The organism is Pseudoalteromonas sp. KS88 (assembly GCF_004766475.1).
In the GTDB taxonomy this organism is placed as follows: Bacteria; Pseudomonadota; Gammaproteobacteria; order Enterobacterales; family Alteromonadaceae; genus Pseudoalteromonas.
The window spans coordinates 33637-47954 of sequence record NZ_PYHV01000010.1 but is presented as its reverse complement, the minus strand read 5'-3'; the positions used below and the strand labels follow the sequence as shown (position 1 = coordinate 47954).

Here is a 14318-nt window from a genome sequence, read left to right as displayed (position 1 = left end):
GTACAGCTTTACACCAAGCGCACAAGACATGGACGGTGATACATTAAGCTTTAGCATCACGAATAAGCCAAGTTGGGCGAGCTTTGATACCACAACAGGGCAATTGAGTGGCACACCAACAAATGAGGATGTGGGCACCCAAGCAGGCATTGTGATCAGTGTTAGTGATGGCAGTATGACTGCAAGTTTATCGACATTCTCAATTACAGTGAATGACACCAATGCAGCACCTGTTGCACAAGGTAGTACACAGATCTTACTTGAGGATAATGCCACTACGTTCTCACCGATAGTCACGGATGCAGATGGAGATGCAATTACTTTAGTTATCAACTCACAGCCACAGTTTGGTACATTGAGCCTTCAAGGAACGTCATTTACGTACACGCCAAACCTAAATTACTTTGGACCTGATAGCTTTACGTTTATAGCAAGTGATGGCATAGAGCAATCAGCACTGACGACTGTTAATTTAGATGTATCTTCGGTGAACGATCTGCCAGTTGCAAACCCTGATATTTTCGAGTTTGATGAAAATGATCAGAACACTTATACACTTGATGTGTTGGTAAATGACACAGATGCAGATGAGCAGCAATTAAGCATAATAGGTGCAAGCGCAAGTGTAGGATCGGTTACTATTGAAAATGGGCTAATAGTTTACACCGCTAAAGCAAGTACACAGGGTACGATTCAAATTAATTACTTGATTGAAGACCCTGATAAAGCACGAAACAAATCAACAGCTAAGGTAACCATAAACCAATTAGATGATGATTCACCAACTATAGAAACCCCCGCTGATGTTGATATTGACGCAGAAGGTTTATTCACTAAAGTAGACTTAGGTGTTCCGCTTGCTTCTGACAGTCAAGGAAATCGCATTGGCGTGTCTTTGGTAGATTCAAATCTACTCTTTGCTCCAGGGAGTCAGTTAGTATATTGGAGCGCTGTTGACAGCAACGGTCTTGAGGCCATTGCTACACAGACTATTAATGTTCATCCACTCATATCTTTAAATAAAGATAGTCAAATAGCTGAGGATCAATCGCATAGATTTAGTGTGTTCTTAAATGGTGAATCGCCAGTGTATCCTATTGTTATACCATATACAGTCGCAGGTACATCTGACAGCTCCGATCATGATTTAACATCGGGTGAACTAATCATTGAAAGTGGTGTGCAAGGAATTGTGGGCTTCACTGTATTTGCTGACTCTGAATCTGAGGGTAATGAAACAATCACCATTACATTAGCTGACACACTTAATTTAGGTGCTAGATCTACCGCTACTATAACGATTGTAGAAGAGAACGTGGCGCCAACAATTACCACGTCTGTTAAGCAAGGTGAGCAAACGAGGTCATTGGTTACCATTGGTGAAGAGTTAGTTACTATTGAAGCGTTAACAGAAGATGTAAATCCAAATGATAGTATTATCTTAAATTGGGTTTCGCAGGACAATGAACTCACTAATACCAGCTCCAATGAAAATGAATTTACCTTCTCAACACAGTCTCTGGCTGCTGGTATTTACAAGGTGTCTGTAACCGCAGAGGATGATGGTGATCCGAGCTTATCATCAACGAAAGAAGTGTATGTTGAAGTGATTGGCGCACTTGAAACACTCACCGAACAAGATACAGATGGAGATTTAATTCCAGATGATCAAGAAGGTTACAGTGACAGTGATAATGATGGAATACCAGATTACCTTGATGCTATTAGCGACTGTAATGTTATGCAGGAGCAAGTTAAAGACAGCAATAAGTTCTTGGTGGAGGGTGAGCCCGGTGTCTGTGTTAGAAAAGGAGTAACAGTCTCACAAAATGAAACTGGTGGTGTGCAACTACTTGACAGTGAGTTACCCGCAGATGATGACGCTGTAAATATTGGGGGGTTATTTGATTTTATTGCAACGGGCCTACCAAATGCAGGGGATACTTATAGTATTGTGCTCCCGCAAAGAAACCCTATCTCAGCAAACTCCGTTTATAGAAAGCTTAAGGAAGGCGAGTGGGTAGACTTTGTAACTACGGGTGAAAATCAAATACTTTCAGCAGCCGGTGAGCCAGGGTATTGCCCTCCGCCAGGCAGCAATGAGTGGACAACAGGGCTAGTTGAAGGGGCGTGGTGTGTACAACTACAAATAGTGGATGGCGGGCCAAACGATGATGATGGAATAGCAAACCGCTCTATTGTTGACCCTGGTGGTGTAGCCATTGTTCGTACTACAAATCAACTACCACAAGCACTACCTGATGAAGTCACTATTGGTGCGGGAGAATCTATCACGATTGATGTTTTAAATAATGATACAGATCTAGATGGAGATTTACTGGTATTAACAGGCGCAACCGTTGATTTTGGACAAGTCAGTATTGTTGAGAATCAGTTGCTTTATTCTCCACCAACATTGTTTGTTGGGGTTGCAACTATTGAATATAGCGTAAGTGATGGGAAAGGCGGTACATCTAACAGCACGGCTAAAGTAAACCTTGTAACGAACAACGCACCAACAGCGGTGTTTGATGCAGCTTCAACAACAGATCAAGCATCAATAGAAATAGATGTACTGCGTAATGATACTGATGCAGATGGCGATGAGTTATTTGTAGTTGATGCACAAGCTGGGCAAGGAACCGCTACAATTAATATAAATGGAACATTACAGTACACGCCAAAAGTTGGCTTTGAAGGAGTTGATACAATTGATTACACCATCAGAGATAGCAAAGGTGCAATATCTTCAGCGCAGGTTGAGGTAACAATAAAAGCTGTTAAATCAGTTGCTATTAGTAACAAGTCATCAGGAGGAAGTATGGGAGGATTAGGGTTATTGTTAATTTCAGTGCTTGTTATTAGTCGCAGAAAATCACTACTTCCAGGTTTTGCAATTATCACTACAAGTTGTTTGATGAGCACAAATGCAGTGGCTGATGCATGGTCGATAGAGGGGACTTTAGGGCAAGCTAAAGCAAAAAGTTCATTAGCTAAACTTGAAAATGATGTAAATGTGATATCCGTAGATGATACAGATACAAGCTGGTCATTGGGTGTTTACTATGATCTGACTAAAAATTGGCAGGTTGGTTTAAGATATATTGACTTGGGGCAAGGACGGGTTGAGCTAACAGCAGAAACAACTAACCCAAGTACAGTCCATACAGATTATTCTCGTTATGTGCCGATTCTTCCTCAAGGGGTTGCATCAGAAATAGGTTATCGCTTTACGCCATCAGAGTCATTAAGTGCAAAGTTATTTCTAGGGGCATATCGTCATCAGTATAAAATACAAAGTCGTATTACTGGGGGCGCAATACTGGAGCATAAAGAGCATGACACTAAACCCTACGCAGGTGCTGAATTAGGATATTCGGTATACAAAAATACCGAGGTACTGCTCAAATATACCTACTATAAAATATCAGAAAACGATGTTGGTGAGTTATCTGTAGGGGTTAAAGTTGGCTTTTAGGTTAAGTAAAGAGTAACTAACGCCAGTACTCTCTGGCGTTAGTTACTTGGTTGTATAAAAACTTCTGCGAAGTTACTTGGTTTTTATTGAACAATACTGATTTCGTGGTATGTTTCTGTGGATTAATAAATTATAGGAATACACCAATGCCTAAGGCAAGTGAAGTTAAAAAGGGTACTGCTATTGAGTTCAATAACCGCGTATTAGTGGTTAAAGATATTGTTCGTTCAGTGCCTCAGGGGCGTGCTGGCGGGAGCTTGTATCGTATGCGTTTATACGATGTAGTAACAGGCGGTAAAGTTGACGAAACATTCAAAGATAGCGATATGCTTAAATTGGCTGATTTAATTCGTCGTGAATCAATGTTTTCTTACATTGATGGTGACGAGTATGTGTTCATGGATAACGAGGACTATACACCGTACAACTTAAATAAAGACGCAATCAGCGAAGAGATTTTATTCGTAAACGAAGAAACTCAAGGTGTTCACGTTATTGTTATTGATGGTGCACCGGTAGGTTTAGATTTACCATCAAGCGTTGAATTAGTTGTGGAAGAAACAGACCCTTCAATTAAAGGCGCATCTGCGAGTGCTCGCTCAAAGCCTGCAAAATTATCAACAGGTTTGATTATTCAAGTACCAGAACATATTTCTACGGGCGATCGCATTCGTATTAATACTGCAGAGCAAAAGTTTATGGGTCGTGCTGATAAATAAATTAGCCTTTCGATAAATGTTTAAAAAGCCGACTAAATGTCGGTTTTTTAGTTTTATACCTAAGCGACCTCAAGATGCAGAATTCAGCGTTTCAGAGGGGCTTAATATCAAGGCGTTATTTTGCAACAATGGCAATCCCTTTTAAGAAGTAACAACGATGAGAGTAAGCGCCTGTGAAACGCCCAAGGGGTTGGTTGCGTTATTGATTTTAACAATAGAACCACTATTCCTTGCAATCAATGCCTTGCCTAAATCACTTTTAACTCCCACTGGAACTCGCATCTTGAGGCGGCTTGGGTATACAATCATTGCAAAAAATAGCGGCTATTCATATCCAGTACTTTTAATCAGCCAAGGGATTGGGTAAACTGCGCGCTCATTTATTAACCATCATTAAGAGGCCGGCTTTGTATATTGTGATCAGCATCGTGTTTATCGCCATTATGTATTTAGACGTGAATAAAAAGGGCATGCCTGTTAAACGTTGGGTTGTACTGGCAGGGTTACTCGGGCCTGTAGCATGGTATCTATTTAACGTTCACTATCGTAGAGCCTTGCTTCGCACTGTTGGCGCTAATGCGTGCGTATGGCGCCCTTAAGCTTGGTGAATTAAACTCGGTTGTGAGTTGCTGTACTGCTTTTTCAAAAACTCAGTAAATTCAGTTTTTGATAGTGGTTTTGAGTAATAATACCCTTGCATAGTTTCGCAATTAAGCTGCTCTAAAATCGTTATTTGTTTGGCTTGTTCTACCCCTTCAGCAACGACATGCAAATCAAGGTTGTGAGCGATTGTGACGATTGAATCAACCATATTGCGACCACGCTCTGTTTCCATATCATCAATAAACGCTTTATCTACTTTTAACGTGTTAAGAGGGAATTGCTTTAAGTACGCCAGTGATGAATACCCAGTACCAAAGTCATCCATAGCTAAATGAATGCCACGGGCGCTGAGTGAGCGCATAATCGATATGGCATCTTGTGGGTCATCCATTACCGTACCTTCCGTTATTTCCAGTTCTAAGAAATACGAAGGGAGTTCATTTTTTTGCAAAATGATATCAATACGTGTGGTTAAATCAGGTAAGCTAAACTGTTTTGCAGAGAGGTTAACCGCAACTCGGCCATTAAATAAGCCAGCATCGAGCCACTCTTTTACATCTCTACAGGCTTTGTTTAGTACAACTTCACCAATTTCAATTATTTGCCCTGTTTCTTCTGCTATTGGGATGAACACCCCAGGACTGATAATGCCTTTTTTAGGTGTAATAAAGCGAACAAGTGCTTCCATACCGGTAAATTTACCAGTGCGAATATTCATTTTAGGTTGGTAGTACACTTCAAAGTGATCTTCTTTTAAACCAAAACGCATCAGGTTTTCAATTTGTAAGCGTTTTACGGCTTGACGATTCATGGTGTCATTGAAGAATAAGTAGCTATTGCCTTTCTTTTTAGCATGATACATTGCGGTATCAGCATTTTTGAGAAGCAGTTCAGGGGTGTTACCGTCTTCAGGATAAAGCACGATGCCTAAGCTTGATGTGATAACTAATTCGTGTCCTGCCATTTTAAAAGGGGTCGCAATGGCTGCCAAAAATTGTTTAGCCATGCGTGTGATGGTGTGAATATCGTTAGTACCTGACATCACCAATGCAAACTCATCACCACCTAATCGGTAAAATACATCCTTCTCACGGGTAAGTTTGTTCAATCGCATCGCGAGCTTGGCGAGTAGACTGTCGCCTAACTGGTGCCCAAGTGAATCATTTATTTTCTTAAAGTTGTCTAAGTCAAAGACTAGCAAAGCATGATGGTCATCTTTTTTAGCTAACTTTTTAAGGTCGGTAAAAAACAAATTTCGATTGGGCAGGCCCGTTGTACGGTCTCTATTTGATAAATTGTGCAGTTGAGACTCTGCTTTTTTGCGTTCAGTTAGATCAGAATACACAACAACGTAGTTGCACACCTGATTATATTCATTTTTAATTTCGTCAATAGAAATTTCAAAAGGCAACATTTTGCGCTCACTGTTACGCAACTTTACTTCTTGTTGCCAGTGCTCAGTGCGTCTTACTGTATCTTTTATTTCTTCTATATAGCTATCTTCATAGCCCACAAGAGAAAATGATTTATTCAAATAATGCTCTCGAGTGCCGCCAAATTGGCTTAAAAAACTGGGGTTTAGATCTACAAGATTAAAATTTCTATCATAGATTGCGAGCGCATCAGTGAGTGATTCTACGCATTTTGCGAATAAATTAAGGCGTGCTTCTGTCGACTTTAAACGAGTAATATCGCGAACTGTTCCCGTCATTCTCAAGGGTTTTAAGTTGGCGTCTTTTTCAATAATTTTTCCGCGGTCGAGCACCCAACGCCATCGGTCAAAGCTATCTTTTATACGATAACTGGCTTCAAAAAAAGCGCTTTGTTCGGCAAAATGTTGCTTTAAATGTAGCTCTACACTGGGTAAGTCATTTGGGTGGATGAGTGATTTATTGGGAGGGAAACTTTTTTGAGTGTCACTGTTCATCATATATTTGTCGTTGATTCGCAGCATTTCTCCCGTTTTAACGTTCCAATCCCAAAGCGTATCACCACTGCCTTCAACAGTACTTTTTAAACGGTGTTCTGAAAGTCGTAACTGTTTTCGTGAGCGGCGTAGTCTGTGTATTGTAAATAACAGGTACGGCAAAACCAGTGCAACAAATGCACTGGGTATATAAAGTTGTAAGGTTTTTTGATCAAACATTTGATCATTATTAGCTAGAGCACTAAAGCTTAAAGCAAAGCTTACAAGTAATGTTAGATTGAGCGTTATTTTTATTATCATTATGCACTTCTTCTATTTGCACCTGATAATCTAATTGAACGCCTTGGTTGTGTCAAAGGGAATGCGAGGAAACTGAATCTTTTGCAAGTTTCTTCGCTTTAGGATGACTTAGTAGTTCATATCTTGCGCGATCGTCGTTGAAGGTTTCACGGATATACGCTTTAATTTCATCTATTGTGAGTGCTTCAAGAGCGCTTAGCAGTTTTTTCTGCATATTAAATGTATGATCTTGATTCCCTATTGCCAGCCACAAACGCTGAGAACGCAGCCGTAAATTTTTGTCTTTTTCAGCAATATGCGTTTTGAGGCCTTGTTTCTGAATCTGCCATTGTTCTGCTTCCAGCTGGTTTAGACTTTCAACAGCACGAGTTATAAATTCTTCATGGCGCTCAAGCAGAGTATATGGGCTATACTCTGGCGATTGCACATAAAATGCAATGCCTGCTCGTGTATTAAAAGGAGCGTACCCAGCGCCAACGAGATAGCCCAACTGCTGCTTCGTACGTAACTCATTGAAGTAATCTTGATTGATAAGGTGATTAAGCGCCATCATTTTTATTTTTTCGTCTACATCATCACTCATTGCTTGATAATAAATGACCATTGCATTGTCGTTGCAGTTTAATTCAAGTTCTATACGAGTCACTTTATCTAGTAAGCACAATGGGCGGGTTAAATCTTCAATAGTTGCTGATTTAGCAAGGTGGTTAGCAACTTCTTTTTGAAACTCAAGCGCATCGTTTTCTTGCCAGTTTCCGTGTAAAAATGATTCTACGTGTAGCGCATTAAAAAACTCTTTTCTAAAACGGTTGAATTGATGAAAGCTAGTATCTTTTAGTGCATTGGCAAGCTGATCTGGTTGCGGATTCCACGGCATAACTTTAGCCCCAAGAACACTAAAGAGCTCACCCACCGGTTTATTATGATTGCTATTACGCCAATGGCGAACTAACTGCTTTTTATACTCCGCAAAGCGCTTAGCGCATATCTCAACATTAAATAATGCGTTTAGCAATTCATCAACTAAGGCTAGTTGGCTTGAGGATAAGCCAGCGGTATGGAGGGTCAAACCACCTTGGTGTGACGTCAAATGATAGCTCAGTCCAGCTAATTCTGCTGGGTAAAACTGCTCAGCGACGCTATCCATGAATAAGTCAGCGAATAAGCGTGTAAGTGCCATGTGTTTTATATCTTTTACTGCAAAATGAGAGTCCATGGCTAAGTAAAAATGACCTTTGGCAACCCGAAATGTATTGTCTTGCTTAAACCAAAAATCAAACCCTGGCTCTTTGACCAATAAAGTGGGTTGCGTTTTAGGGTGCTCAACATCGAGCAAGGTTACGTCTTTTGTTAAATACGGATTTGCTATGGGCAATAGCATCTGTGGTAGAGGCGTATTTATTTCAGTTAGTGCATCAAGCCATGAGTTCGAGAGCGCTTCAACACGATAGGGCGTATGATACCACTTTGTTTTATGCTCAGGCTCTACATCAGGGTGAATGAGTACTAAACGCATATTACGCGGAGTGAGCCATTGCATCGCCATATCATGCGCATGCTGGTTGAATCCCTCCATCAAATAATCACCTTGCACGTAATTAGCTTCATCGTAGTGCTGCATATTAATACTTAGGTTACTAACCCAATCTATTAATCGCGCTTTTTCTTGATTATCAAATGCAATGCTGAGTAAATTTTTCTTATCCTGATAAAGTCGAGGAAGCTTGTCAGTATTTTGAGTAATAAGGCAAATATATTCGAACACCATTTCAACAATGTCTTCATAATATTCAATGCCCTCATCGGTCAGGGCCATACTGATATTAAAGTCTTTAAAGTTGCTGCCATTAATACCGCCACCGGCAGATAAGGCATTGATCCAGCCTTGTTCTTTTAAAATAGAGTACAGCGATCCTTCCCCTTCATAGCCAAGTAAGTGGGCAATAAAGCTCACAGTTTTATGGCGATAAAACGCATCTATGTTCGGCATAGCAAAACTCACAATCAATTTTTGCATATGCTTATGTGGCTCAATGTGCAGTACTTTACAAAGATCTTGTTGACGATAGAGGTCAGCTTCAATAGCGGGCTTTTCTTTGCCAGTGCCTTTTATATCGCAAAATAAGTCAGTAACCCAACGCTCCATGGTGGTGATATCCGCATCTGAGCAAAGCACTAAGCTCATCCATTGTGCTTGATAATAGGTATTAAAAAACTGACGTAATTCATCGCTAATACATGTTTCACGATCAGCTAATGTTTGTTGGCTACCAACAGAAAATTTAGCGAATGGATGATCAGGATTAACCGTTTCTTTGTGGGCTTGGTAAATCCGACGGCTATCATCTTTTATTTTTAATTTAAACTCCGCATCTATCGCGTTGCGCTCTTTTTCTGTTTCAGTGGGGCTTAATAAAGGCGCAATAAAAAAACGGCTAAACTGTTCAAGCGCATGTTCAAATTTTTGGTTGTTTATATCAAAAAAATAGCAGGTATGTTCAGTTCCAGTCCATGCATTGGTGTTACCGCCTGCTTGAGAAACAAAATTACTAAAACCATTGGATTCTGGATATTGGTCAGTGCCTAAAAAAAGCATGTGCTCTAAAAAGTGGGCAAGGCCTTGTCTATCAAGTGGATCATCGAAATGACCGGCATTGATAGCCATGGATGCAGCAGCCTTCGTTGAATCTTTATCTTGCACCAACAATACTTTTAGACCATTGTCCAGTGTTAGGGCGTGGTATGTTCTGTTATCATTGCGGCTGATATTCAAATGATGCTCCTAAAACGTCGCGTTACCTATTTTCAATATGTGATATCTTCAGACACTTTTTACAATGCTTTTAATTCTGAATATCAAGCGAGATAGATGTTACTTTGTTTTAATATAGCGGACAAATTGGCAAACTGGCTACTGTTTTATATTCTTTAATCGGTTGATTTTTTATGAAAACAATTCTAATAATGCGCCACGGCGAAGCTACACCGATGCAAGCTGACGACGCAAGCAGAAACCTGACGTTAGTTGGCCAGCAACAAGCCGAAAAAATGGGTATATGGCTGCACGCAACTCATAAACCAACAGCCTTGTTAGTTAGCCCTTATGTTCGTGCTCAACAAACTGCGCAAGGTGTTAAGAAGAACAACGTGTTTACGTTTGAAGAAACATGCAGCGACATAACCCCTGATGGAAATCCTCAAATTGCCGCAGATTACCTCGAAACATTAATTGCTATGCACCCTGAATGTGACACATGGTTGATTGTCGCCCATATGCCTATAGTGAGTTATTTAGTCGATCAGCTAAGCCCTGGCAATATGCCAATTTTTAACACCGGTGGGGTTGCTGTGATTAGCTATGATGATATGACTCAAAAAAGCCACTACCTTAGTATAAACGCACCAGCTAACGTCGTTATTTAGGTGAATACTTCTGCCTAAAAATGTATTAAAAAATTCAATTTAAAAAATGACCTATCAGGCCTATTTTTACTAAATATAAGTAGAGATTAATAATGACTATTGAACGTCTTCAAACCGGTGCGCGTATGAGCCGCATTGTTAAACATAACGGCACAGTATACTTATGCGGACAAGTTTGCGCAGATGCCGAACAAGGTATTAAAGAGCAAACACAAACAATGCTGGATAAAGTAGAAGCGCTGCTAGACGAAGCAGGAAGCTCTAAAGAACATATGCTTAGTGCAACAATTTATGTAAAAAGCATGGATTACTTTGCTGATATGAATGCAGTATGGGATGCATGGGTACCCGAGGGACATGCGCCAGCACGCGCGTGTGTTGAAGCTAAAATGGCTCGCGATGTATTGTTAGTAGAAGTATCAGTCGTCGCAGCTGTAAAATAATAGCCTTTAGCGGCTTATTTGATAAATACTCCCCAGTAAGTCGCTTATTCAGATCCACAAATACATTTAACTCCACAAAGCTTCAGGATAGACAATGAGTGCAAATCCAGTTGTATTAATAACCGGTGCTAGTCGTGGTATTGGGGCTAGCACTGCAATCCATTTTGCCCGCCACGGCTACGATATTTGCCTAAATTTTAAATCAAATGTTGTGCAAGCTAAACAAGTAGCGCAGCAGGTTCAGAGCCTTGGGGTGAAGGTTGCAATGCTGCAAGCTGATGTATCTAAAGAAACTGACGTAGTTGCTATGTTTTATAAGATAGATGAGCTATTTGGTAAAATAGATGTTCTTATCAATAACGCGGGTATTTTAAAGCCTCAAATGCGCTTGCTTGATATGGATGCTGCACGAATTAACGAAGTATTAAGCACAAACGTAACCAGTGCTTTTTTATGCTCTCGCGAGGCAATTAAGCGTATGAAAGCAGGCGGCAGCATTGTTAATGTTTCATCGGCTGCATCACGCACTGGCTCTCCAAATGAATACATTGATTATGCTGCATCAAAAGGCGCTATGGATAGTTTGACGCTTGGTTTGGCAAAAGAAGTTGCCAGACAGGGGATTCGTGTTAACGCGGTCAGGCCAGGGCTTATTTATACTGACATGCATGGTGATGGTGGTGAGGCTGAGCGTGTCGAACGCCTAAAACATGGCTTGCCACTAGGCAGAGGTGGCAATCCTGAAGAAGTGGCCGCTGCAATTTATTTTTTAGCCTCAGCACACGCTTCATTTACAACAGGCGGATTTATTGATGTAAGTGGTGGATTGTGAAGTTACAACAACACTGAAAGCCAAAACGTAAAACTTATCACACTTAAAACGGTTGACAGAACGACCGTGCTGGCAAGTGTTGCTTGATGTTGTTTTATTTGGCAGGCGATGAGGTACGCGTTTACACCCAAAGGCGATGCACTCAATAAAACCAGTACGTTTAATAATTGTGTATCGAGTTCAAATACATTATAGCCCATTAAAAGTACTAAACAGGGTAATAAAAATAGCTTGACCAAGGTAGCTACTAACGCAGCTTGCCAATTATCTGAGACTTTATAAAAAGCTAAGTTTGCCCCCAGTACAAATAACGCACACGGCAGGGCGGGTTGTCCGAGTAATAATAGCCCAGATTTAAGATCGGCAAATAAAGGGAGGCCACTTAAGTTCACCGCGATTCCACAACTGATACTCAATACGACCGGGTTCAATAACATGTTTTTACTGAATTGGGGCCATGAAAACGCCGTATTATTGCCTTTAGCGCTAATTAAAAATGTTAATGTGAAAAGTAACGCGCTGTGAAAGGTAATTATCATAAACACAATCCCCATCATTTGCTCGCCAAGTGCTGCAATTATAATAGGTAAGCCAACCAACACCGTATTTGAGTAACTACTGCCTAAAGCAAACACACTATGACGCTCATAGCTTTTATTTTTAGATAAGTAAAAACGATCAATCGCTAAGGCAAGTGAAAAGGTGAATAAAACGGGTAGATAAAAACTTAGAAACCCATCTAAACTGACGCTACCCTGCAAATTAGCATTCGACATGTTGAGAAATAAAAATGCTGGGATACTAATGTAAAAAGTAAACTTACTAAGCCCAGCGACATGCAGTTGTGATAAAAACGCACTGCGGCTGGATAGGTAACCACATAAAACAATGAAGACCAATGGAAAAATAATTGAAAAGATATGCACTTTATTTTGGCCTTTATCAGCAAGTTTTCGCTAAGGAGTTAACGCCTAAACTCATCGCTTTGTGGTAGATTAATCAGGATTAATACCGCGCCTTTACCACCGTATTCAAGCGGTGCTTGGTGCATTGCAATAACATCAGGGTGCTGAACTAAATATTGCGGTACTTTATGTCTAAGTATATGCCCACCAATGCCATGCACCACACAAGCGCAGTAATAATGCTTTTTTTTGCATTCATGGATTAAGCCTGCTAACTCGTCTTTAGCAATTTCTTTATTTAAACCGTGTAGATCCAACGTTAAGTCAGGTATAAAGTCGCCACGGCGTAGCTGCTTTGCCAAGAAACGGTCTTGGCCATCTTGCACATAATTTACCGTACCATTTGTGTCTATATCTGGAACATATTCGTCTGAGAAGAAAAATTCTGACTGTTGTTGCTTTTTTTGCTGGGCAAACTGCTTCGCTTGTGACACTTTAGGCTTATTAGCAAAGCGGTGTGTGTCTTGTTTAAAAATACGCGCACCAGAAATGCTTTGACGAAATAAGTCTATATCGTCAGTGCTGATTGGGCTGTTTGAGTGAGGATCTTTTTTCATTGCCGCAGTCTAAACAAAAAAATGCTAAAAATCGAGTAAATAGCGTTACAATAGGGCAATCATGGGGCCTTAATTGTGCCTCGATTGAGTTAATATTTTGAAAGTATAAGCAGGCAGATAACACACATGAGCGAATTACTAATAGAAGAAGCAACCTTAGATGAAGCTGTTGCAGAACTTTCAACATTGCATGATTGGTTACGTTGGACAACAAGCCAGTTTGCCAGCAGTGGTATTTTCTTTGGTCATGGGACTGATAACGCATGGGATGAAGCGGTTAGCTTATTACTTCCTGCACTTAGTTTACCTATCGATGCACCAAAAGAGTTAATGCATGCAAGGTTAACCAGCACCGAAAAAAATCGGTTGGCAGGATTAATCTCAGAGCGAATTAACGATTTCACACCCGTTCCTTATTTAACCAATATAGCCTGGTTTGCTAACTTGCCATTTTATGTAGATGAGCGTGTATTAATTCCTCGTTCGCCATTTGCAGAACTAATTAATAATCGTTTTACGCCATGGTTAGAGCAGCCAGAATCAGTAGGCCGAATCTTAGATTTATGTACCGGCTCTGGTTGTATTGCAATTGCACTGGCGCAAGCGTTTGAAACTGCGCAAGTTGATGCGGTTGATATTTCGTATGAAGCACTTGAAGTGGCTGATATTAATATTACCGATTACCAACTAAGCGATCGGGTTCTACCAATCCAATCTGATGTATTCAGTGGTGTGCCAGGTCAAAAATATGACCTTATCGTTGCAAACCCACCGTATGTTGATGCAGAGGATATGGCTGACTTACCACGTGAATTTCATCATGAGCCAGAACTTGGCCTTGCATCAGGCCATGATGGTTTAGACGTTACTCGTACAATTTTAAGTGAAGCAGCTGAACATCTAACTGATAACGGTTTGTTATTTGTCGAAGTAGGTAACTCTATGGTACACATGGATGCACTTTACCCAGGCGCGCCGTTTGAATGGATTGAGTTTGAACAAGGCGGCCTAGGTGTGTTTGTGATCAGCAAAAAACAATTGGTTGATTACTTTGTTGACTGAACAGGCAAA

At 40.5% G+C, this 14318-nt stretch carries 11 protein-coding genes; 7 read left to right on the top strand and 4 right to left on the bottom strand.

Annotated elements, in window-relative coordinates; translation table 11 throughout:
• The 3 genes from C7Y70_RS07000 to C7Y70_RS06985 form a co-directional block, all read left to right on the top strand.
• On the top strand, nt 1–3478 hold a 3478-nt coding region (locus C7Y70_RS07000), incomplete at its 5' end, for an Ig-like domain-containing protein (protein WP_135473961.1).
• Nucleotides 3479–3624: 146 nt separating this feature from the next.
• On the top strand, nt 3625–4197 hold the full coding sequence (gene yeiP / locus C7Y70_RS06995) for an elongation factor P-like protein YeiP (RefSeq protein WP_099297884.1): 573 nt from the start codon (nt 3625–3627) through the stop codon (nt 4195–4197).
• A gap of 407 nt (nt 4198–4604) precedes the next feature.
• Entirely contained in the window at nt 4605–4796 is a 192-nt protein-coding gene (locus C7Y70_RS06985; protein ID WP_135473957.1) for a hypothetical protein, read from the top strand.
• Here C7Y70_RS06985 and C7Y70_RS06980 read toward each other — a convergent pair.
• Nucleotides 4793–7027: an EAL domain-containing protein gene (locus tag C7Y70_RS06980; RefSeq protein ID WP_099297391.1), complete on the bottom strand. Its 2235-nt coding sequence runs from the start codon at nt 7025–7027 to the stop codon at nt 4793–4795. The genes C7Y70_RS06985 and C7Y70_RS06980 overlap by 4 nt on opposite strands.
• Nucleotides 7028–7079: 52 nt before the next feature.
• The gene (locus tag C7Y70_RS06975) at nt 7080–9800 is read right to left on the bottom strand and encodes an insulinase family protein (protein WP_135473955.1); all 2721 of its coding nucleotides are present in this window, start codon (nt 9798–9800) and stop codon (nt 7080–7082) included.
• Between the two features lie 173 nt (nt 9801–9973).
• Between C7Y70_RS06975 and sixA the strand changes: the two genes are divergently transcribed.
• The 3 genes from sixA to C7Y70_RS06960 all read left to right on the top strand — a co-directional run bounded on the left by sixA (nt 9974) and on the right by C7Y70_RS06960 (nt 11725).
• Nucleotides 9974–10450, top strand: a complete 477-nt coding sequence (sixA, locus tag C7Y70_RS06970) for a phosphohistidine phosphatase SixA (protein ID WP_099297387.1) — start codon at nt 9974–9976, stop codon at nt 10448–10450.
• Nucleotides 10451–10542: 92 nt separating this feature from the next.
• Nucleotides 10543–10893: a RidA family protein gene (locus tag C7Y70_RS06965; RefSeq protein ID WP_135473953.1), complete on the top strand. Its 351-nt coding sequence runs from the start codon at nt 10543–10545 to the stop codon at nt 10891–10893.
• 94 nt (nt 10894–10987) lie between these two features.
• Nucleotides 10988–11725: an SDR family oxidoreductase gene (locus C7Y70_RS06960; RefSeq protein WP_135473951.1), complete on the top strand. Its 738-nt coding sequence runs from the start codon at nt 10988–10990 to the stop codon at nt 11723–11725.
• 2 nt (nt 11726–11727) lie between these two features.
• Here the strand turns inward: C7Y70_RS06960 and C7Y70_RS06955 are convergent, their stop codons facing one another.
• A complete protein-coding gene (locus C7Y70_RS06955; RefSeq protein WP_135473949.1) occupies nt 11728–12651 on the bottom strand; it encodes an AEC family transporter in 924 nt (307 codons plus the stop codon).
• A gap of 38 nt (nt 12652–12689) precedes the next feature.
• Nucleotides 12690–13247 carry an endonuclease SmrB gene (gene smrB, locus C7Y70_RS06950; RefSeq protein ID WP_099297379.1) on the bottom strand — a complete coding sequence of 186 codons (558 nt, stop codon included), beginning with the start codon at nt 13245–13247 and terminating at the stop codon, nt 12690–12692.
• Nucleotides 13248–13373: 126 nt separating this feature from the next.
• Between smrB and prmB the strand changes: the two genes are divergently transcribed.
• Nucleotides 13374–14309, top strand: a complete 936-nt coding sequence (gene prmB, locus C7Y70_RS06945) for a 50S ribosomal protein L3 N(5)-glutamine methyltransferase (protein WP_099297377.1) — start codon at nt 13374–13376, stop codon at nt 14307–14309.
• Nucleotides 14310–14318 lie beyond the last annotated feature (9 nt).